This is a genomic window from Nocardia sp. NPDC049526, from assembly GCF_044465765.1.
Lineage (GTDB): Bacteria > Actinomycetota > Actinomycetes > Mycobacteriales > Mycobacteriaceae > Nocardia.
This window is the reverse complement of sequence record NZ_JBITMA010000012.1, coordinates 59,962-81,147: the sequence shown is the minus strand read 5'-3', so window position 1 is coordinate 81,147 and position 21,186 is coordinate 59,962. Positions and strand designations below refer to the sequence as shown.

Below are 21,186 nucleotides of genomic sequence, written 5' to 3'. Positions count from 1 at the left end.
GGTTTTATGCCGCGCGTGTGGTTGGCGCCCGGTGCGGCGGCGGCGGCGTCTCCGCGCATGCGACGAAGTCGCGAGTCTCGACGACTCGGACGCGAGACACCCGGGGGCCGCGAACCCGCAGCGCCGAAGGCGCTGCCAAAGACAGAGCCGCGGCAAATCAGATACCGTGACGGCATGCTTGCCGAACAGGCCGCGAGGGCGATTGCCGAACGTACGGGAGTGGAGCGGCACCGGGTTGCGGTGGTGCTGGGATCGGGCTGGCAGGAGGCGGCCGCGGAGATCGGGGCGCCGTCGGCGTCGGTGCCGATGCCGGAGCTGCCCGGATTCGGGACGCCGAGTGCGCAAGGGCATGTCGGGATGGTGCATTCGGTCGCCGTCGACAGCACGCCCGTGCTGCTGCTGATGGGGCGTCAGCATCTGTACGAGGGCTATCAGCCGAGCGATGTCGTGCATCCGGTGAGCGCGGCGATCGCGGCGGGCGTGGAAACCGTTGTGCTCACGAATGCGGCGGGCGGGATCCGGGACGGTCTGCGCGTCGGTGAGCCGGTGCTGATCAGCGACCATCTCAATCTCACCGGCCGCACGCCGCTGGCGGGCGCGACCTTCGTCGATCTCGTGGATGCGTGGGATCCCGAATTGCGTGCGCTGGCAAGGGAAATCGACCCGAGCCTGACCGAGGGCGTGTACGCGGGCCTGACCGGACCGCAGTACGAGACCCCGGCCGAGATCCGGATGCTGCGCACCATCGGCGCGGATCTGGTCGGCATGTCGACGGTGCTCGAGGTGATCGCGGCACGTGCGCTCGGCGCCCGAGCGCTCGGTATCTCGCTGGTCACCAACCTCGCCGCGGGCGTCACGGGTGCGCACCTCTCGCATGCCGAGGTACTCGCCGAAGGACATGCGGCCGCACCGCGTCTCGGCAAATTGCTGCGCGGCGTACTGGAACGGCTCTAGATGCTGCGCTTCGGCACCGCCGGGCTCCGCGGGCCGCTGCAGGACGGGCCCGACGGCATGAACCTGGACACGGTGAGCCGGACGACCGCCGGACTCGTGGAGTGGTTACGCGGTCGCTGTCTCGGCGGCGGCGCGGTGGTCGTCGGGCGCGACGCCAGGCACGGCTCCGCCGAATTCGCCATCGCGACCGCGGAAATCTTTGCCGCCGCGGGCTTTCCGGTGACGCTGCTGCCCCGGCCGCTACCCACCCCGATCGTCGCCTACGCGGTGCGTGAGCTGGGAGCCGTTGCGGGAGTACAGATCACCGCATCGCACAATCCCGCGACCGACAACGGCTACAAGGTGTATCTGGACGGCGGTTCGCAGCTGCTCGCACCGGCCGACACCGAGATCGAGCGCTGCATCGAGGCCGTCACCGAGCCGATCGCCCGCACGCCCGTCGGACCGGCCGCCGATGACCTGGTGCGCCGCTATATCGATCGGGTGGCCCGGCTGCCCGAGTTGATCGGCGGTCCCGGGGAGCGCTCCGATGTCCGGATCGTGTTGACACCGTTGCACGGGGTCGGCGGCGATACGGCGGTGGCTGCTCTCACCGCGGCGGGATTCAAGCATGTGCACGTCGTGGGTGCGCAATTCGCGCCCGATGCCGGCTTCCCCACCGTCGCCTTCCCGAATCCGGAAGAGCCCGGCGCCACCGACCTTTTGCTCGCCACCGCCACCCGGATCGGCGCGGACCTCGCCATCGCCCTCGACCCGGACGCCGATCGCTGCGCCATCGGCATTACGGACGGCGACGGCGGCTGGCGCATGCTGCGCGGCGACGAAACCGGTGTGCTGCTCGGCGATTACGTGCTGCGGACCGCGCCCCCGGATGCATTGGTGGCGACCACCATCGTGTCGTCGCGACTGCTCTCGAAGCTCGCCGCCGCCCGCGGCGCGCGGTACGCGGAAACGCTGACCGGCTTCAAGTGGCTGGCCCGCGCGGGCGACGGTCTGGTCTACGCCTATGAGGAGGCGATCGGTCACTGCGCGGACCCGGCCGCGGTCCGTGACAAGGACGGTATCTCCGCGGCGGTGCTGGCCGCCGATCTCGTCGCCCGGCTGAAGGCGGCGGGCCGCACCCTCGCCGACGAACTCGACGACTACGCGGTCGAATTCGGCCTGCACGCCACCGACCAGGTCTCGCTGCGCCTACCCGACCCGGCCGCCGCTGCGGACCTCGTGAACCGCCTGCGCGCTGCCCCGCCCGACGAAATCGCCGGCGAGCCGGTCGAATACACCGATCTGCTCCAGGTACGCGGCCGAATGCGCACCGACGCACTGATTTTCGAGGGCGCCAACTCCCGGATCGTGGTCCGGCCGTCCGGCACGGAGCCGAAACTCAAATGCTATTTGGAAGTGGTCGAACCGGTCGCCACCCGGGACGCACTCGCCACTGCGCGCGCCTCGGCTGAGCGGCGGCTTGCCGAGTTGCGGGCATACTGCGGGCGGCTCGCGCAGTAGCGACGGGGTTGGTGGGGCGGGATTGGGTCAGCGCGGGCCGAATTGGCGGTCACCGGCGTCGCCGAGGCCGGGGACGATGTAGGCGTCGGAGTTGAGGCCCGAGTCGACGACGGCAGTGACCAGACGCACGGGGAGACCCGAATCGGCAAGGGCGGCAATGCCTTCGGGGGCGGCTACGACACAGACCGCGGTGATGTCGGTGGCGCCGCGGGCGGCGAGCAGTTGCAGGGTGTGGCGCATCGAACCGCCGGTTGCCAGCATCGGGTCGAGTACGAAGACCGGCATCTCGGACAGGTCGGCGGGCAGCGATTCCATGTACGGCACCGGCTGATGGGTGGTTTCGTCGCGGGCGATGCCGACGAAACCGACCCTGGCGTCCGGAATTAGTTCGGCGGCCGCGTCGACCATGCCGAGCCCGGCGCGCAGCACCGGAACCAATAGCGGCGGCTGCGCCAATCGCGTTCCCTCGGTGCCGGATACCGGTGTGGTGATCGGGAAATGGATCACCGGCGCGTCGCGCAGCGCCTCGTAGATCAGGATTCCGGTGAGATCACGCAGTGCGGCGCGGAAGGCCGGATTGGCCGTTCCCGCATCGCGCATCGTGGTCAGCAGGGTGGCGGCGAGTGGGTGGTCCACGGTGTGCGTGCGCATGTTGGAACGATAAGGTCGAAGACGAGTTCGGCGGCAAACCTCCACCCGAATTTTTTTTCGAACGGCTGGAACCGATCGGTAAGGCAGCGCGTCGAACTAGGTGGATGACGTACTCTGCCTGGGAACAAACAGATGGGGGAAGCACTATGCGAAAGATGTCGGCCGACACCGAGGGCATCACAGCCTACGGCGCGACGGCCGCGACCATGTCAGGTGATCTCGCCGCCGCCGGAATGAGCGCCGCGGCCGCCGATCCCACTCTCCTCGGCCCCATAATGGGCTTGATCGGCGGCGATTTCATGGCCGCCTACGCTGCGGCGCATGCCGGGCATGTCGCCTCGATCGGTCAGTTGTCGGCGGTGCTCGCGAGTATGGGCGGTGCGGCAGCTTCTTCCGCCGTCGTCCTCCAGGAAACCGACCTGAACAATGCCGCCGGGCTGAACGCCACCGGACTGGACGGGTGACGCCGTGATCGACGTCAGCGCCCTGGTCCAGCCACTGCTCGACCTGCTCTCCAGCTTCGGCACCGGCGTCCTGCCCACCGGCGGGCCCGCCGACGCACTGACCTCCACCTCGACCGCCGTCGACCAGGTGCATGCGGTCGGCCGCAACAGCATCAACCAGGTGAACAACGCATGGGACGGCGCGGCGGCCGATGCCGTCACCGCGAAGGCGCTGCGGGTGCAGACCTCGGCCGCCACCATTTCCGACCGCGGTAACGACATGGCTACCGTCGTGAATCAGGCTGCCGCCCAGGTCGAAACAGGTCAGAAGGAACTGAACGGAATCGTCCAGTCGTTCGTGAACCAGGCCACCAGTCTCGGTCCGGCCCTGGCCACACCGGAGGGGTTGACGGTGCTCGTCGGCTCCGCGATCGACCACATCGGTCAGGGGCTGAATGTGGTCGGCCGCGTACGCAACGAACTCGATACCCAGACCGCGTCGATGAACGAGCTGACCCCCGCGCCGTCGACGCCGTCGCTGTCCAATGTCGCCGGCACGGTCGGCACCGCCACTCAAGGTGCCTCGCAATTGTCATCGACGGTGAGCAGTGTCGCGAGCGGCGCCGGCGGCATGCTCAGCAGCCTGATGAGCACCGCGAGCAAAGCCGGCACTACGACCGCGAGCACGGCGTCGAGCTCCAAGCCGAGTACCAGCACCACGACCGGGACCGGGCAGTCGTCGGCATCCGGTAAGGGCGTGAAGATCACCCTGCCAGATGGCAGCGTCGTGGAAGCCCCGAACGAGAAGGCGGCGACGGCGGTCAAGGCGGCCATCGGCGCGGTCGGCACACCCTATGTGTGGGGTGGCAATACGCCCGGCTCCGGACTGGACTGCAGTGGTCTCACCAAATACGCGTACGGCGAGGCCGGTGTCGATCTGCCCCGGCTGGCGCAGGAACAGGGCAACGGCCATATGCAGGTTTCGCCGGGCGATCTGATGCCCGGCGATCTGGCAGTGTGGGATGGCCACGTCGCGATGGTGGTCGGCAACGGGCAGTTCGTCGAGGCCGGTAATCCGGTCCAGATCAGCTCGGTTCGGACCGACAACATGGGTATGAACTTCTATGGCTTCTACCGGCCGACCTCATAAGTGAGCGGAGCGAACGAATAATGTCCCAGCCCCAGACCCCACCGATACCCAATGTCACGGTGGCGTCGAGTACCAACCGATCGGGCACCATCTCGGTCCGGGCCACCGACCAGGGCATGCCGATCGAGATCAAGTTCGAACGCAGCGAATACCGTTACGGCGCACAGACTCTGGCCGACGAGATCCTGCGGCTGACCAAGCGCTCCACCGTCGCCGCCCGAGCCCGTCGGCGCGAACTGCTCGCCGAAGCGGGCATGCCCGCCGACATCCTGGACAAGCTCGGCCTGCCGACGCGCCAGGCCGCGGTGGACGAACTGGACCGGATCGATGACGCGGACACGGGACCGACGAGCTGGATGAGGCCGGTTTGAGCGAGCGAACGATGAGCACAGCAGTCATGCCGGAGCCGAGCGCCGGCGAGGCGCAGGCCATGAGTGAGCGAAGCGAGCGAATCATAGACACAGCTGCGACAGCAGTCATGCCGGAGCTGAGCGCCAGCGAGGCGCAGGCCATGAGTGAGCGAAGCGAGCGAATCATAGACACAGCTGCGACAGCAGTCATGCCGGAGCTGAGCGCCAGCGAGGCGCAGGCATGAGTGCTGAGATGGACGCGTTGGTCGCCAACGCGACGGCAAAACTGGAAGCGCTCGAGGCCGCGCTGTACGGCCTCAAGCAGGTGCACGGCCGGTTCCGGACCGAGGATGGCACGGTCAGCGTCGAGGTGAACAGCGACGGTGCCCTGGTCGCGCTGAGCCTGTCGGAGTCGGTCACCTCGCTGCCGCCCGCCGAGGTCGGGCAGCTGATCGTATGGGCCTGTCGCCAGGCCGCTGAGGACGCCGGCACGCAGCGATCGAAGGTCGTTGCGACACTGAACGAGTCGTTCGTGGTGGCGCCGGAGGGTGCCCCGGGAAGCGTTGGAGGCGGGCCGGATAGTCACTGACTCGGAAGGTCGATAGGCTTCCGCACATGGCTTCTGGAGACATCGTCCCGATCGAGCTCGGCCTGACCGACGGCGATCTCGTCACCCTGTGGGCACCGCGCTGGCGCGACGGTGATGACGAGTGGGAGGCGTTCCTCGGACATGAGGACTCCCTCTACGGTTTCGAGACTGTTGCGGAGCTGGCCGCATTCATCCGGACCAACTCCGATAACGATCTCGTGGACCATCCGGCGTGGAAGGTCGTGGCCGGGTTGTCGGCGGTCGAACTGGAGCCGGAGGAGAACTTCACCTTCGATCTGGTCGGGGTGCCGGAGCTGGTCGCGAGCGATCCCGATGTGGACACCATCGCCGAGCTCGACGACACGCTCAGCATGGTGCGCAACATCGGGGAGGTGTGCGAGCTGGAGACGGTGACCAAGTTCTTCGGCTCCCATCCGGTGGTCGGCGCGCTGGCCAGCGGCGTGAGCGCCTTCGTCGGGCGCGACGGCGAGGAGCTGTGGGATCAGATCGGCGCCGCCATCGCCAAGGGCTGGGACGACGTCCTCGACGCCATCGACTCCGTGGTGCAGACCCCAGAGGTCGACGCCGAGGCGGTCGCGGTCGCGGAGGCCGAACTGCTCGCTGCGGAGGAGAACGTCGTCGACGCCGATGACGCGGCCGACAGCGAGGAGGACGAGGAGTTCGAATCCGTCGACCTCGATGCGGACGACGAGGACGAGGAAGAAGACGAAGAGGAGGAGGAGGAAGACGAGTCGTTCTGGCACGAGGTCGGCATCGACCCGGTCAAGATCGTCACCTCCGACGGCACCTACTTCACGCTGCGCTGCTACCTCGACGACGAGCCGATCTTCCTCGGCAAGGACGGCTCCATCACCGTATTCGGCTCCGAGCGTGCGCTGGCCCGCTACCTGGCCGATGACCACGAGCACGAGCTGGCGCGGGTGAGCACCTACACCGATGTGCAGACCGCCGCCGTCGATGGTTCGCTCGAGGTCGAGGTGACCGACGAGAACGTCTACGTGCTGCCCGGTCTCGCCGACGACCTGGGCGAGGGCCCGGAAGCGGTCGATATCGAACAGCTCGATCTCGCGGTCGAATTGTTCACCGACGCAGCCGATTACGCCGACGACGACACGGTGGAGCAGGCGCTGGCGCAGTCCACCCCGCTCGGCTGGTACGTCTCCTACCTGCTGAACCCGGACCCGACCCGCCTGGCCCCGAACCCGCCGTTCACCGCGGAGGCCCAGAGCTGGCGGGACCTGGAGCGCAACTTCGAGTCCAGGCTCACGCAGGAGAAGTAGGGCTAGCCGAGCAGGACGGCGTAACCCGGCTTGATGATGTCGTCGATGATGCGCAGCCGCTCGGGGAACGGGATGAACGCGGACTTCATCGCGTTGATGGTGAAGCGTTCGAGGTCGCTCCAGCCGTAGCCGAAGGTGTCGACCAGCTTGAGCATTTCCTGGCTCATGCTGGTGTCGCTCATCAGGCGGTTGTCGGTGTTGACGGTGACGCGGAAGCGCAGCCGCGCCAGCAGGTCGAACGGATGCTTGTCGAGTGAGGGGACCGCGCCGGTCTGCACATTCGACGACGGACAGAGCTCGAGCGGAATTCGCATATCCCGCACATAGTTCGCGACCAGTCCGAGTTGCGCGTCCTCGATCGCGCCGGGAACGGTGATGTCGTCGGTGATCCGCACACCGTGGCCGAGCCGATCGCACCCGCAGAACGCCAGCGCCTCGTGGATGGACGGCAGCCCGAACGCCTCACCCGCGTGAATGGTGAAATGCGCGCTATTGGCTCGCATGTATTCGAAGGCGTCCAGGTGACGGCTGGGCGGGAAGCCCGCTTCCGCGCCCGCGATATCGAAACCGCCGACGCCACGGTCGCGCCACCGCACCGCGAGTTCGGCGATCTCGCGCGAACGCGCCGCATGCCGCATGGCGGTGAGCAGGCAGATCACCACGATCGGGTGACCGGCCTCGGCCGCGGCCGCCGCACCCTCGCGGAATCCGGCGAGGGTGTGCTCGACCACCTCGTCCAGGGTCAGGCCGCGCTCGAGATGCTGTTCGGGAGCGAAGCGCACCTCGGCATAGACCACGCTGTCGGCGGCGAGGTCTTCCGCACATTCCCGAGCCACGCGGCGCAGGCCCTCGGGGGTCTGCATTACCGCGACGGTGTGCGCGAAGGTTTCCAGATAGAGCTCGAGCGAGCCGCTGTCGGCCGCATCGCGGAACCACGCCGCCAGCCCGGTCTCATTGTCGGCGGGTAGGTCGTCGTAACCGCAATCGGCGGCGAGCTCCAAAACCGTCGCGGGCCGCAGACCACCGTCGAGATGATCGTGCAGCAGCGCCTTGGGAGCTTGGCGGATCGAGGCAAGGGTCAAAGGCATCGGTCCTGTCATGACCACACGTTAGCCGCACGGACCCGTTCATGCGGCTGTGATTGCGCTCTCCGCCACCCCCACCCGAGACATAACCCGCAATGCCCCTGCTCGAGCAGCCGATTGCCACACCTCGAGTTCGGGAAAGCCCCTTTAACCAGCCAAGAATTAACGTAGCGGTCGGTTTCCTGCCTGCTTGCCGCAAACCTTTTACCCACCACCACGGTGCGATCGACTCGCACCCAGGCTCGACATGTCGCAGTCGTTCGGCGAGTGCACGGCCATCCACCGACGCAGTGAATTGACGCGCCGCGCATTCCGGTTTCCGGTTGTTCGGCGAGCGCGCTCATGGGTGCCGGGTGAAACTCGTCCGGGCAGCGCGAGTTCATGCGGAGCAAATGAGATCGCGCGGCAGGCTAGCTTGTGCAGGCCGTCCTCTACGCCATGCTCAAAACCAAGCAGCTCTATCGAGATCCGAGACCAGCCGCAGCCTGAGCCTCGGCACGACCAACCGGCCGCGAAGAACGCTTCGCAATACTCAGACCCGCGCCGATGAACAACACACCACCGAGGATGAACCACGGATTCCACAGCACCAGACTCCACCAAGTTTGATGCGGCCCCACCTCGCGACGGACACCGCCCGCATCCGCGGCTAACGCGACCTCGACCAGCACACCGCGAGCCAGCAACACCAGCCCGGCAAGCCCGATCATCCACGCCATAACCCAGCGCCACCGGCGCGGCATATTCACAACTGCTGCCACACCAACGAACGCAGCACCAGCCAGAAGCGCAACAGCCACGCCCCACAAACCGGCAGCAACGAATATCGGCGGACGACGAGCCGCCAAATCCGAGCCCGCCGACGACGCCAGCCCCACAGACCCACCCAAGGCCCAGAACAAGTGCACCGCCGCGAACACACAGCTCCACAACACCGCAGCTACCACGGCCCAGTCCCTACGAGCCAACCTCATCCCACGCAGCATACGTCCCGAAATCTCCAACTCCTCGACGAAACCATGGGGACACCTCCGAGGCAAAGTTCGCGTGCCACCACGCGCCATGCGAGCTCACGCGCCATGCGAGCTCACGCACCAACCGAGCCCGACCCGCCCGGCAAATTCCGCCGACCACCAAACGATTTCCAAGCGCACCAAGCCAGCTCACGCACCAACCGAGCCCGGGTCCCCAGACAAAACTCATGCGCGCCGGGGATTCGTGCGCCGAGCGAATTCGCGTGCCGGACGAACCGGGTGCGGCGGCGCGGGGTGGTGTCAGGGGGCGATGCGGTCCAGCAGCAAGGGGGCTGGTGGTGCGGGCGCGGTTCCGATGGTGAAGGAGTTTTCGAGGGCGGCGATGGCGCCGGGGAAGGATCCGGGGGTGTCGGTGTGCAGGGTGAGTAGGGGTTGGCCTGCGGTTACGGAGTCGCCTGGCTTGGCGTGCATTTCGATGCCCGCGCCGAATTGGACCGGGTCGCCCTGGCGGGCTCGACCGGCACCGAGTCGCCAGGCGGCGATGCCGACGGCCATGGCATCTAGGCGGGTGAGGACACCGTCTTGTTCGGCGCGCACGATTTCGGTGTGCTTCGCGCGCGGCAGTGGCGCGTCCGGATCGCCGCCTTGGGCCTGAATCATGGCGCGCCAATGGTCCATTGCGCGACCATCGGCGAGGGCGTCGGCCGGATCGATATCGAGTCCGGCCTGGGCGACCATCTCGCGGGCGAGGGTGAGCGTCAGCTCGACGATGTCGGCGGGGCCACCGCCCGCGAGCACCTCCACAGATTCGGCGACCTCGAGCGCATTGCCGGCGGTGCGTCCGAGCGGAGTGTCCATCGCGGTCAGCAATGCCACCGTCCGCACCCCGGCATCGGTGCCGAGTTCGACCATGGCCGTTGCCAATTCACGCGCGCCGTCCAGGGTTTTCAGGAAGGCTCCCGAGCCGACCTTCACATCGAGTACGAGCGCGGCTGTCCCTTCGGCGATCTTCTTGCTCATGATCGAGCTCGCGATCAGCGGTATGGATTCGACGGTCCCGGTGACATCGCGCAACGCGTACAGCCGCTTATCGGCGGGGGCGAGATCGGCACCCGCCGCGCACACCACCGCGCCGATGCCGGGATCGGACAGGATCTCCCGCATCCGCGCCACCGGCACGTCGGCCCGCCACCCCCGGATCGCCTCCAGCTTGTCCAGCGTCCCGCCGGTATGCCCCAACCCGCGCCCGGAAAGCTGCGGCACAGCGGCCCCGCACGCCGCGACCAACGGTGCCAGCGGCAACGTGATCTTGTCCCCCACCCCGCCGGTCGAGTGCTTGTCCACCGTCGGCCGCGGCAAATCGGTGAAGTCCATCCGACGCCCCGAGGTGATCATGGCATTCGTCCATCGTGCGGTCTCCCGACGCGTCATCCCCCGCCACACGATGGCCATCGCCAACGCCGCCATCTGCTCGTCGGGCACCGCCCCTTTGGTGAATCCATCCACCACCCAATCGATCTGCGCATCCGACAGCTCCCCGCCATCCCGCTTGGCCGTAATGATCGAAACCGCGTCCACTGCCGTCACACCGGCAAGTCTGGCACGTGACACGCTCGTCCCCGGGAACCTGTCGGTGGCCTCCGATAGGTTCTGCGCATCAGCGAGTCGACGTTGGGGGAGCGATGGCGCGCACACCTGGACCGTCGCGTGACGGACCTCGAGGCCCGCATCCGCGAGGCCGAAGAGGGCTTCGGCGAATCGCCGTCGAAGCTGACGCAACGCGTCACCGCAATCGAAATCGTCCAAGAACGAAGCTTCTGCCGCATCCTCGAACACCTCGGCGTCCTCCCCGACGAAATCTCGCAGATCACGGTCACAACCGAAGCCGAAATCGACGCATCGTTCGAAGAGGATTGCGGAGAGCGAACTAGGTCTGCCCGGCATCCAGATCGTCGGGTCCGAAGGCGTCCGGGAGCAGGGTTCGAAGCGGCACAGGTCCGGTCTTGTGGTCCACCAGAAGATCGGCCCCGCCGTGTTCGTAGAGCAGCTGTCGGCAGCGCCCGCAGGGCATCAGGATTTCGCCCCGCGAATCGGTGACCGAGAGCGCGAGCAACCGGCCACCTCCACCCGCGAATAGGTTCCCGATCAGTACGCATTCGGCGCACAGGCCCAATCCATAGGAAACATTTTCCACATTGCAGCCGACGACCACTCGGCCGTCGACCAGCCCGGCCGCCCCGACCGGGAATCGAGAATACGGCGCGTACGCCCGCTGCATCACCTCATATGCGCTGGTCCGTAATAGTTTCCAGTCGATATCCACGTGTTCGCTACCTTCCGTGGTCGAGGGCGGTTTCGGTATGGCGGGCGACTCGGCTGGTCGAATTCTCCCGTCCCGGCCCGTTGTCGCCCGGCTCGCCCCACGCCTGATCGTGAGCCTGACCAGATCCCGATGCGCGGCAACAGATTTCGGATATCATCGAATTCCCTTCGGCCCCCTTCGGAAGGTGGAGTCGGTGTCCAGCCCGATCAGCGACGGCCTGTGGAATTCGCATGTCACGCCAGAAAGCTATGCGGGCCGGTACCAGGACGCGGTGCTCGAACAGTACAAGCTGTATGTCGAGATGGCCGACCGGATCAGCGCCCGCCGCAGCCTGACCAACAGCTTTTTCCTCACCCTCAACACCAGTGCCTTCACGATCATCGGCGTGATGCTGCAACTCCATCCGAGCCGCGCGGTGTGGACGCTGGTCTGTCCGACAGTGGCGCTGGTCGTGCAGTGCGGAGCCTGGTACTACCTGCTGCGGTCCTACCGTCAGCTCAATGCGGCCAAATACCAGGTCGTCGGCGCGCTGGAGGAGCGATTGCCCGCGTCACCGTATTGGCGTGCGGAGTGGACCGCACTCGGTCAAGGCCGAAACCGGCGTCTCTACCGGCCGCTCACCCACCTCGAGCAGTGGGTGCCGGTGATATTCGCGCTCACCTACGTGATCACCTATGTCGTTGCCGTCCTGAAGTGATGCCGGCATGACCACAGAGGACCTTCGACAGCGTGTGCGCGCGACGGAATCGAAGGCGCTGTGGTCCGGGCTCGGCAACACCGCACTTGCGCTGCCGTGGGCCGCGGCGATCATCGGATTGATCTTCTTCGCACCGGACCCGCTGCACCGCGGTATTCCCGATGTTTCCCTGTCGCAGTGGCATCAGCTCGTGCTGTTTCCAGCGGTCATGTGCGGGTTCGGGTTGTGGGAGCGCGGCTACGAAGGAGCGCGCAACTGGCATGCCTGGTACAGCGCGCATCAGGTTCGCCGCAAGGTCGACCGTCATCCCGACCGCGCCGCGCTTTTGGTGCCGCCGCTCGAGGCGCATCTGAACGAGTTGCGGGCGATCCGAGGGCACCGTCAGGTGGCGCTCCGGCGGATGTGGTGGGTCGTGATTCCGATCGGCCTGATCATTGCGGTGCTGCTGTTCGGCGTACAGACCGAGGATCCCGATGGCACGCTGCGCGATGCTCCGGAGGCGGTGGTGCCGATGGTCGCGGCACTCGCGGCCGTATCGGTGGTCATCATCGCGTTCGCACTACCACGCTGGCGCCGCTGGTACGCGGCGTATATCGCCGAAAAGTGGTCCGGTGACCCGGCATACGCCGCGGCGCTCAGTCAGCTCGGTCCCGATCCCCGCTACGTTCGTGCGTCCGAGATCCCCCCGTTGCGAGTGCAGTTCGTCAAACCGAAGTCGGTCGACTACCGGCTTACCGTGGTGTCGGCCGCGCGCAACGTGTTCAAATCACCGCCGCTGGAGATCGCTTATCTGCGACTGTTCGAGAACCAGGCCAGAGTCCGCAATTTCCTGCACGGCGCTTGGCGTGAATTCGGCTACGTCTACATTCTGCGTAGCTCGGGTTCGGTCAGCCCGGCGGAGGTTGCCCGTGCGCGGGCCGACAACGCGATACGCACCATGTTCGCCGCATCGCCGCGCACCTTTCGTACCGCGCTCGCCGGATTCGGATCCGAGCCGCTGCCGCCGGGTAAGCACCGGCTGACCGGGATCACCAATATGCCCGAACGCGTGAACGATCCGGCCGGTAGCTACCCCGTCCGCGCGCTACTGTGCCACGGCAGTTTCTGGAAGAGCGCGGTCGACCTGCTGTTGGCCAGAGTCGACCTGGTGGCGGTCGATCTGTCGGGATATGTCCCGGCCAACACCGGAACACAGTTCGAACTGCAGCGGGTAATCGACCGCTTTCCGATCAATCGCGCGGTTCTGCTCTGCGATGCGGGCAGCGACCGCGCTTTCATCGAGGCTCAGGTGCGCTATCACTGGTCGCAGATGGCTTCGGGTTCACCCAACGCCGGGGCCGCCGAACGCACGATCCTGGTCGCCGTCACGGGCGCGGGGCGTCCCGCGGACCGCGAACTCATGACGCGGTTGCTGGAACGACGCCGATTGGCGTCATAGCGAAATTCGGCTGTCGCCGACCGGAATCTGCGATAGTTTTCTGTTACCGATGAGTAGGTTATCGCCAGTCGAATGAGACATTTTCCACATTGCCGACGCTCACAATTGTGCCCGTCGAACTGAGAGCCCCGACGCCGACCGGAAACCGCGAGTTCGACACATAGACATTGCGTATAACTTGAATTGCCTTGTTGCGCAAGATCTTTCAGTCGCAGTCTGATATCGGCGACCCCTCGGGAACCGAGCCACACCTGCCCGCGCAGGGGCTACGACGCAACCCTTTACGCATCAAGAAAGGTAAACCTAACTCGCTCGACTGTAGCGCAACGCACGGCCTGCCGAATTAGTTCCGCGATTGCGAGGGGATTAGAGTCCAGAACAGATCGGTTCAGGTTCCCGGCGGCGGGCCCCGCGCGAGCTATTTGGAGCAGCAAAGCGCAGCCACCTGGGCATTTACATCCACGTCGCCTGCCTCGGACTTGCAACCGGGTCCATCAACGACGTTGGAGGCACCGCACTCTATGACCACGATAGAAGCTCCGGCACAGCCGAAGCGGAAGACGCTGTACCGAGGCGACCCTGGAATGTGGTCGTGGGCGCTGCACCGGATCACCGGTGTCACCATCTTCTTCTTCCTCTTCGTGCACGTCTTGGACACCGCACTCGTTCGGGTCAGCCCCGATACCTACGACCACGCCATCGAGATCTACAAGAACCCCCTCGTCGCGCTGATGGAGATGGGTCTTGTCGTCTGCGTGCTGTTCCACGCGCTCAACGGCGTACGCGTGATCCTGGTCGACTTCTGGGGCAAGGGCCCGAAGTACCAGAAGACGATGCTCTGGGTGATTCTCGCCATCTGGTTCCTGCTGGTTGTTCCGGCTGTCGGCCGCCAGTTCTTCTACCTGTTCACGGAGCACTGATCATGAGTGAGCGAAGCGAGCGAATCATGGACACAGCCGCCAGTGCGGTCATGCCGGAACCGAGCGCCAGCGAGGTGGAGGCATGAGCGCACCTGTTCTCGGTAAGTCGTATGACCGGCCCGCGAGCCTGGATCTGCCCCGCTCGCCGCGCGGCCGCTCCTCCAACAACTTCGAGAAGTACGCGTGGCTGTTCATGCGCTTCTCCGGCCTGCTGCTGATCGTGCTGGTCCTCGGCCACATGACGATCATGCTGCTGCTCGACGGCGGCGTGAAGCGCCTGAACTTCGCCTTCGTGGCCGGCCGCTGGTCCAGCCCGTTCTGGCAGTTCTGGGATCTGACCATGCTCTGGCTGGCCCAGCTGCACGGCGGCAACGGCCTGCGCACGGTGATCGCGGACTACTCGCGCAAGGACTCGACCCGGTTCTGGCTGAACACCCTGCTGGCCATTTCGATGATCCTGATCGTGGGCGTCGGCACCTACGTCATCTTCACCTTCGACCCCAACATCAGTTAGGAACAGGCGAACTCGATGAGTGAATCCCGGATTCAGGAGCACCGCTACGACGTCGTCATCGTCGGTGCCGGTGGCGCCGGTATGCGCGCGGCGATCGAGGCCGGTCCCCGGGCCCGCACCGCCGTTCTGACGAAGCTCTACCCGACCCGCAGCCACACCGGTGCTGCACAGGGTGGCATGTGCGCCGCGCTGGCCAATGTCGAAGAAGACAACTGGGAATGGCACACCTTCGACACCGTCAAGGGTGGTGACTACCTGGTCGACCAGGACGCCGCGGAGATCATGGCCAAGGAGGCCATCGATGCGGTGATGGACCTGGAGAAGATGGGTCTGCCGTTCAACCGCACACCCGAGGGCAAGATCGACCAGCGACGCTTCGGTGGTCACACCCGCGATCACGGCAAGGCCCCGGTCCGCCGCGCGTGCTACGCCGCCGACCGCACCGGCCACATGATCCTGCAGACGCTGTACCAGAACTGTGTCAAGCACGACGTGGAGTTCTTCAACGAGTTCTATGTGCTGGACCTGGTCATGTCCGAGTCCGACCGCGGTCCGGTCGCGACCGGTGTGGTCGCCTACGAGCTGGCCACCGGCGAACTGCACGTCTTCCACGCGAAGTCGATCATCTTCGCCACCGGCGGTTCCGGCCGGATGTACAAGACCACCTCGAACGCGCACACGCTGACCGGTGACGGTATGGCGATCGTGTTCCGCAAGGGGCTGCCGCTGGAGGATATGGAGTTCCACCAGTTCCACCCGACAGGCCTGGCCGGCCTGGGCATTCTGATCTCGGAGGCCGTCCGCGGTGAGGGCGGCATCCTGCGCAACGCCAGTGGTGAGCGCTTCATGGAGCGCTACGCCCCCACCATCAAGGACCTCGCACCGCGTGACATCGTCGCCCGCTCGATGGTGCTCGAGGTGCTGGAGGGCCGCGGCGCCGGACCGAACAAGGACTACGTCTACATCGACGTGACCCACCTCGGCGAGGACGTGCTCGAGGAAAAGCTGCCCGACATCACCGAATTCGCGCGCACCTACCTGGGTGTGGACCCGGTGAAGGAGCTGGTGCCGGTCATGCCGACCTGTCACTACGTGATGGGTGGCATCCCGACCCGGATCCGCGGCGAGGTGCTGCGCAACAACACCGATGTGGTGCCCGGCCTGTACGCCGCCGGTGAGTGCGCGTGCGTCTCGGTGCACGGCTCCAACCGCCTCGGCACCAACTCGCTGCTCGACATCAATGTCTTCGGCCGTCGCTCCGGCATCGCCGCCGCGGAGTACGCCCAGCGCACCGAGTTCGTCGAGATGCCGGAGAACCCGGCGCAGATGGTGCAGGACTGGCTGGCCATGCTGCTGTCGGATCACGGCAACGAGCGCGTCGCGGATATCCGCACCGAATTGCAGTACACGATGGATATGAACGCCGCGGTGTTCCGCACCGAGGACACCCTCAAGCAGGCGCTCACCGATATCCACGCGCTCAAGGACCGCTACACCCGAATCACGGTGCAGGACAAGGGCAAGCGCTACAACAGCGACCTGCTCGAGGCCGTCGAGCTGGGCTTCCTGCTCGAGCTGGCCGAGGTCACCGTGGTGGGCGCGCTCAACCGCAAGGAATCGCGCGGCGGCCATGCCCGCGAGGACTACCCGGACCGCGACGACGTCAACTTCATGCGGCACACGATGGCCTACAAGGAGGGGGCGGAGCTCATCTCCGATATCCGCCTCGACTTCAAGCCGGTGGTGCAGACCCGCTACGAGCCGATGGAGCGTAAGTACTGATGACTGCCGTACTCGAAACACCCCCGCAGAAGGCCGCACCGGTTCCCGAGGGCTCGGTCATGGTCGACGTCAAGGTCGCCCGGTTCAACCCGGAGGACGACAAGGGCGCGCACTGGGAGACCTTCCAGGTGCCGGTCCTGCCGACCGACCGATTCCTGAACGTGCTCATCTACATCAAGTCCTACCTGGACGGCACGCTCACCTTCCGGCGCTCCTGCGCGCACGGTGTCTGTGGTTCGGACGCCATGCGGATCAACGGCGTGAACCGGCTGGCCTGCAAGGTATTGATGAAGGACATGCTGCCCAAGAGCGGCAAGACCCTCACCATCACCGTCGAGCCGATCCGCGGCCTGCCCGTGGAGAAGGACCTCGTGGTCAACATGGAGCCGTTCTTCGACGCGTTCCGTGCCGTGAAGCCCTACCTGATCACCTCGGGTAACGAGCCCACCCGCGAGCGCATCCAGAGCCAGGCCGACCGCGCCCGGTTCGACGACACCACCAAGTGCATCCTGTGCGCCTGCTGCACCACCTCCTGCCCCGTGTACTGGAGCGACGGCAGCTACTTCGGCCCGGCCGCGATCGTGAACGCACACCGCTTCATCTTCGACAGCCGCGACGAAGGCGCCCGCGAACGCCTCGACATCCTCAACGACGTCGAAGGTGTCTGGCGCTGCCGCACCACCTTCAACTGCACCGACGCCTGCCCCCGCGGCATCGAGGTCACCAAGGCCATCCAGGAAGTCAAGCGCGCACTGCTGTTCGCCCGCTGACCCGAGACACCCGAAGGCCGCCCGCATCGAAAGATGCGGGCGGCCTTCGTCGTCTGCAATAAACGGTGGTACGGATGCGTTCCAGGGGGCATGAGCGAGCGAACAAAAAACACAGGCGAACCGAAAGTAGAGGTAGTCGGCGTTCCCGCGCGCAATGCGTACGAGATCCGACTCGATGGCACGACCGTCGGCGAGGAGCTGTATTTCGATGACGGTGCGCACCGCGTGTTCTATGCGACCGAGGTCGATCCGGCGTTCGGCGGCCGGGGATTGGGCAGCACTCTGATCCACGACGCGCTCGCGGACACGGTTGCGAGCGGCCGCCGGATCGTGCCGGTGTGCCCGTTCGTGGTGCGGTGGGTCACCAGGCACGACGACTTCGCTGCGAGTGTCGACGAGCCGACACCCGCACTGCTGCAACGTATTCCGGTACTACCCCGCTGACCCGATCACGCACCGGACCGGTGCAGCGGTGCGGCGCCGGCCCACCCCTCCCCCGCGATCACCACGTGGTCCAGGAAGCGCAGGCCGACAGTGCGGGCGGATTCGATGAGCAGGGTGGTCGCGCGACGGTCGTCGAAGCTGGGGACCGGGTCGCCGGAGGGGTGATTGTGTACGACCGCGAAGGCGCGACCGTCGTGGCGCAGCACGGTATTCAGGATTTCACGGACCGGGACGGCGACCTGATCGATCGCCCCCTCGGCGACGAATACCTTGTGCCGCAAGCGATTCTGCGCATCGCACACCAGCACCAGCAGCCGTTCGACGCGGGCGCCCGCGAACAGCGGCAGCGCCACCCGGACGACGTCGGCGGCGCCGTCCAGGCGCGGGGCGGTCTCCGGACTGTTGCGCGCCCTGGTGCCGAGGTGGAAGGCGGCGACGATGGCCGCCGCCTTGGCCTCCCCCACACCCGCGCGCCGCGATAATTCCTCCGGCCGCGCGGCCGCCAAACCGGCGATGCCGCCGTGCTCGGCGATCAGTTCGGCGGCCATATCCAGTGCGCTTTCGCCGCGGCGTCCCTGACGCAGCAGCACGGCGAGCAATTCGCTGTCGCTGAGCGCGTGCGGGCCGAGCGTGAGCAGCCGTTCGCGTGGACGTTGGCCGGATGGCAGTTTGGCGATGGGTACCGACATCAATCCCCCTCGAATGCGATGCGATCTTGCGCATCATGCCAGCACCCACCGACAGGTCGGATGCGATGGCGACCATGGTCTGCGCACCACGACCGGGTCGGGCAGACTGAGTGCGCAGGTCCAATCATGGGGGTCGAATGTTCAACTGGCGCAGGCGGAGTGCGCGGCGCATCGGACTCGCCGCGGTTTTTCTGGTAGCCGGCTGCGGTGCGCAGGCCCAGCCCGAGCAGAGCCCGCACCTCGACAACACCCCGGGCATCGGCAAGTACTACAACCAAACGCCGGTGTGGGGTTCGTGCGACGGTTTCGAGAACGGCGCGAACCGCACCGGACTCGAATGCGCCCGGGTCACTGTTCCCATCGATTACGCCGAGCCCGACGGCAGAACCGCCCGCCTCGCGATCTCGCGGTTGCGCGCACGCGGGCACAAGGTCGCCTCGATCCTCACCAATCCGGGCGGCCCCGGCGGTATCGGCCTGACGCTGCCCGCCGACCTCGCGCAGACACCGCTGGCGGAACGCTTCGATGTGATCGGCATCGATCTACGCGGGCTCGGCGCGTCTACCCCGAAGCTCATCTGCGATACACCCGAGGAATTGGCGGCCGAACGTGCCGGTCTGGCAGGGGAATACGTGCCCTTCTGGATGTCGCAGGCCGAACACGACAGCATGGGTCTGGCCGCGAAATGCGTGCAGCGCACCGGGTTGGCGCTGCTGTCACATGTCGGAACCGCCGAGTCCGCCGCCGACCTCGATATCGTCCGGGCGGCGCTCGGTGAGGAGAAGCTGACCTACTTCGGCGTCTCCTACGGCACACGACTCGGCTCGACCTACGCCGAGATGTTCCCGGATCGGGTGCGTGCCATGGTCCTGGACGGTGCGGCCGATCCGGCCACCAATATCGCCGATCCCGTGATCGTCTATGCCGGTATGCAACGCGCGTTCGACGCGTATGCCGCGGACTGCGTCAAGGCGCCGGACTGTCCGATCGGCGCCGATCCGGCCAAGGCGTCCGAGCGCATGGCGGCCTTGCTGCGGCCGCTGGCCGACCGCCCCGCCATCACGAGCGACGGTCGCGGCCTCGGCTATTCGGACGCCACGACCGGGGTGATCTCGACCATGTACACCTCGCGAGCCTGGCCGGTGCTGACCCGCGGCCTCACCGAACTGACCAAGGGCCACGGCGATATCCTGCTCACCCTGGCCGACAGTTATCTCGCGCCCGCGTCGGTGGACACCGGTTACAAGACCGCTGTGAGTTGCCTCGACGACAGGCGGATCACCGATCGGGAGAGCGCGCTCGAAAGGGACCGGCGGGTCCGCGCCGCTGCCCCGGCGTTCGACAGCGGTCGCGCGGCCGATTGGGTTCCGTTCGACGCCTGCACCTTCTGGCCCGTCCCACCGACCAGCCGCCCGCACACCCCGACGGTGACCGGCCTACCGAAGTTGGTGGTCGTCTCCGCCACCGGCGATCCGGTCACGCCGTATCAGGGCGCGACGAATCTCGCCCGCGCGTTGGGCGCCACGTTGGTCACTTATGAAGGCATCCAACATGGTTCGTTCCTCGACGGCGTCGAATGCCTCGACGAACCGGTCCTGAGGTACCTGATCGAGCTGACCCCGCCCCAGGAAGGGCTGCGCTGCCCGATGCGGTGAGCCCGATCAGCCGTCGGCAACCGCGATCTCGGGTCCGGGCCGGGGGCGCTCGCCAGCGACTGCTCGCAGGTCGCTGGAAAGGGTCAGCACACCGGCAGCCAATCGCTGCAGATGGTGAAGTTGCCGCTCGTGCACAACGATTCGGCGCAGCGCCTCGTTGATGGTGGCGCTGCTCGTCGACGTGCCCATGATGGCGGCCGCGGCGGCGAGCAGTTTCTGGTCGAGATCGATCCGCACGGATTTCATGCGCCCTCCTTCGTACATTCGCCATATTGCTTTATCCGGCCCGCTGATGTCTGGCAAATCGGGCACAACGCCGGAATCTACATTTGACTAATTACCCTACGGGGGTATAGTTCCCGCCATGGAGCACGAGCACGGAACGCCCGTCGAACACCACGAACATGCCGGGCATACAGCACATTCCGCGCATGCGGCAGCCGCCGGGCAAACTCAGCACGCAAACACCGAGCATCACGCTCCGGCGTCCTGGCGGATGGCCGCCCAGGCCACCCTGCACTGCCTCACCGGCTGCGCGATCGGCGAAATCCTCGGCATGGTGATCGGCACCGCACTCGGCTGGAACAACACCGCGACCATGGTGCTGGCGATCGTGCTGGCCTTCTTCTTCGGCTACGCGCTGACCATGCGCGGCGTACTGAAGGCGGGTCTGCCGCTGGCTGCCGCCATCACCACCGCGCTGGCCGCCGATACGATTTCGATCACGGTCATGGAAATCGTCGACAATGCCGTCATCCTCGCCGTGCCCGGCGCCATGGACGCACACCTGGATACGGTCATGTTCTGGGCGACGCTCGCCTTCTCCCTGGTGGTGGCCTTCATCCTCACCACACCGGTCAACAAGTGGATGATCGGGCGCGGCAAGGGCCATGCGGTGGTGCACGGGCTGCACGGCCACCACTGATCAGCTCGCCGCCGCAGCAACCGGTCCGC

Annotated in this window: 23 protein-coding genes; 16 read left to right on the top strand and 7 right to left on the bottom strand. The window is 66.3% G+C overall.

The genetic code is table 11. The features are described from left to right. The first annotated feature begins 174 nt into the window (after positions 1–174). Both ACIBW7_RS32355 and ACIBW7_RS32350 read left to right on the top strand, forming a co-directional pair. A complete protein-coding gene (locus tag ACIBW7_RS32355; protein WP_397052990.1) occupies positions 175–954 on the top strand; it encodes a purine-nucleoside phosphorylase in 780 nt (259 codons plus the stop codon). Next, the gene (locus ACIBW7_RS32350) at positions 955–2,457 is read left to right on the top strand and encodes a phospho-sugar mutase (RefSeq protein WP_397052988.1); all 1,503 of its coding nucleotides are present in this window, start codon (positions 955–957) and stop codon (positions 2,455–2,457) included. A gap of 27 nt (positions 2,458–2,484) precedes the next feature. Here the strand turns inward: ACIBW7_RS32350 and upp are convergent, their stop codons facing one another. Next, positions 2,485–3,108: a uracil phosphoribosyltransferase gene (gene upp, locus ACIBW7_RS32345; protein ID WP_397052986.1), complete on the bottom strand. Its 624-nt coding sequence runs from the start codon at positions 3,106–3,108 to the stop codon at positions 2,485–2,487. A gap of 155 nt (positions 3,109–3,263) precedes the next feature. On the opposite strand from upp, the gene ACIBW7_RS32340 reads away from it, so the two are divergent. The 5 genes from ACIBW7_RS32340 (at position 3,264) to ACIBW7_RS32320 (ending at position 6,941) form a co-directional block, all read left to right on the top strand. Then, positions 3,264–3,572, top strand: coding sequence for a hypothetical protein (locus tag ACIBW7_RS32340; protein WP_397052984.1), 309 nt, complete (start codon positions 3,264–3,266; stop codon positions 3,570–3,572). Between the two features lie 4 nt (positions 3,573–3,576). Next, positions 3,577–4,701, top strand: a complete 1,125-nt coding sequence (locus tag ACIBW7_RS32335; RefSeq protein ID WP_397052982.1) for a C40 family peptidase — start codon at positions 3,577–3,579, stop codon at positions 4,699–4,701. Between the two features lie 20 nt (positions 4,702–4,721). Further along, positions 4,722–5,072 (top strand): hypothetical protein, encoded by a 351-nt coding sequence (locus ACIBW7_RS32330; protein ID WP_040686879.1) that lies wholly within the window; start codon positions 4,722–4,724, stop codon positions 5,070–5,072. A 220-nt stretch (positions 5,073–5,292) separates the two neighbouring features. Continuing rightward, on the top strand, positions 5,293–5,640 hold the full coding sequence (locus ACIBW7_RS32325; RefSeq protein ID WP_397052980.1) for a YbaB/EbfC family nucleoid-associated protein: 348 nt from the start codon (positions 5,293–5,295) through the stop codon (positions 5,638–5,640). 26 nt (positions 5,641–5,666) lie between these two features. Beyond that, a complete protein-coding gene (locus tag ACIBW7_RS32320) occupies positions 5,667–6,941 on the top strand; it encodes a primosomal protein (RefSeq protein ID WP_397052978.1) in 1,275 nt (424 codons plus the stop codon). A gap of 2 nt (positions 6,942–6,943) precedes the next feature. Here ACIBW7_RS32320 and ACIBW7_RS32315 read toward each other — a convergent pair whose 3' ends face one another. The 4 genes from ACIBW7_RS32315 to ACIBW7_RS32300 form a co-directional block, all read right to left on the bottom strand. Then, a complete protein-coding gene (locus ACIBW7_RS32315; RefSeq protein WP_397052976.1) occupies positions 6,944–8,041 on the bottom strand; it encodes an adenosine deaminase in 1,098 nt (365 codons plus the stop codon). A gap of 443 nt (positions 8,042–8,484) precedes the next feature. Continuing rightward, positions 8,485–8,946, bottom strand: coding sequence for a DUF3995 domain-containing protein (locus ACIBW7_RS32310; RefSeq protein ID WP_397052974.1), 462 nt, complete (start codon positions 8,944–8,946; stop codon positions 8,485–8,487). Positions 8,947–9,300: 354 nt separating this feature from the next. Next, positions 9,301–10,587, bottom strand: a complete 1,287-nt coding sequence (locus ACIBW7_RS32305; protein WP_397053223.1) for a thymidine phosphorylase — start codon at positions 10,585–10,587, stop codon at positions 9,301–9,303. Positions 10,588–10,927: 340 nt separating this feature from the next. Beyond that, a complete protein-coding gene (locus tag ACIBW7_RS32300) occupies positions 10,928–11,323 on the bottom strand; it encodes a cytidine deaminase (protein ID WP_169814453.1) in 396 nt (131 codons plus the stop codon). A gap of 193 nt (positions 11,324–11,516) precedes the next feature. Here ACIBW7_RS32300 and ACIBW7_RS32295 point away from each other — a divergent pair, with 193 nt between their 5' ends. From ACIBW7_RS32295 to ACIBW7_RS32265, 7 genes are all read left to right on the top strand, one after another. After that, positions 11,517–12,020 carry a hypothetical protein gene (locus ACIBW7_RS32295; RefSeq protein ID WP_364346503.1) on the top strand — a complete coding sequence of 168 codons (504 nt, stop codon included), beginning with the start codon at positions 11,517–11,519 and terminating at the stop codon, positions 12,018–12,020. 7 nt (positions 12,021–12,027) lie between these two features. Further along, the gene (locus ACIBW7_RS32290) at positions 12,028–13,458 is read left to right on the top strand and encodes a hypothetical protein (protein ID WP_397052972.1); all 1,431 of its coding nucleotides are present in this window, start codon (positions 12,028–12,030) and stop codon (positions 13,456–13,458) included. 521 nt (positions 13,459–13,979) lie between these two features. Then, positions 13,980–14,378, top strand: a complete 399-nt coding sequence (gene sdhC, locus ACIBW7_RS32285) for a succinate dehydrogenase, cytochrome b556 subunit (RefSeq protein WP_083897678.1) — start codon at positions 13,980–13,982, stop codon at positions 14,376–14,378. 82 nt (positions 14,379–14,460) lie between these two features. After that, positions 14,461–14,892, top strand: coding sequence for a succinate dehydrogenase hydrophobic membrane anchor subunit (locus ACIBW7_RS32280; RefSeq protein WP_397052970.1), 432 nt, complete (start codon positions 14,461–14,463; stop codon positions 14,890–14,892). A 15-nt stretch (positions 14,893–14,907) separates the two neighbouring features. Beyond that, a complete protein-coding gene (gene sdhA, locus ACIBW7_RS32275) occupies positions 14,908–16,674 on the top strand; it encodes a succinate dehydrogenase flavoprotein subunit (protein ID WP_327095631.1) in 1,767 nt (588 codons plus the stop codon). After that, positions 16,674–17,444, top strand: a complete 771-nt coding sequence (locus ACIBW7_RS32270) for a succinate dehydrogenase iron-sulfur subunit (RefSeq protein WP_040686828.1) — start codon at positions 16,674–16,676, stop codon at positions 17,442–17,444. The genes sdhA and ACIBW7_RS32270 overlap by 1 nt, the downstream gene beginning before the upstream one ends. Positions 17,445–17,534: 90 nt before the next feature. Further along, positions 17,535–17,888: a GNAT family N-acetyltransferase gene (locus ACIBW7_RS32265; protein ID WP_397052966.1), complete on the top strand. Its 354-nt coding sequence runs from the start codon at positions 17,535–17,537 to the stop codon at positions 17,886–17,888. A 5-nt stretch (positions 17,889–17,893) separates the two neighbouring features. Here ACIBW7_RS32265 and ACIBW7_RS32260 read toward each other — a convergent pair whose 3' ends face one another. Continuing rightward, positions 17,894–18,577: a RadC family protein gene (locus ACIBW7_RS32260; protein ID WP_397052964.1), complete on the bottom strand. Its 684-nt coding sequence runs from the start codon at positions 18,575–18,577 to the stop codon at positions 17,894–17,896. Positions 18,578–18,714: 137 nt separating this feature from the next. Here ACIBW7_RS32260 and ACIBW7_RS32255 point away from each other — a divergent pair, with 137 nt between their 5' ends. Then, positions 18,715–20,232: an alpha/beta hydrolase gene (locus tag ACIBW7_RS32255; RefSeq protein WP_397052962.1), complete on the top strand. Its 1,518-nt coding sequence runs from the start codon at positions 18,715–18,717 to the stop codon at positions 20,230–20,232. A gap of 6 nt (positions 20,233–20,238) precedes the next feature. On the opposite strand, the gene ACIBW7_RS32250 is transcribed toward ACIBW7_RS32255, so the two are convergent. Next, positions 20,239–20,478, bottom strand: coding sequence for a type II toxin-antitoxin system VapB family antitoxin (locus ACIBW7_RS32250; protein WP_397052960.1), 240 nt, complete (start codon positions 20,476–20,478; stop codon positions 20,239–20,241). 118 nt (positions 20,479–20,596) lie between these two features. Between ACIBW7_RS32250 and ACIBW7_RS32245 the strand changes: the two genes are divergently transcribed. Continuing rightward, positions 20,597–21,157, top strand: a complete 561-nt coding sequence (locus ACIBW7_RS32245) for a DUF4396 domain-containing protein (protein WP_397052958.1) — start codon at positions 20,597–20,599, stop codon at positions 21,155–21,157. Positions 21,158–21,186: the final 29 nt, after the last annotated feature.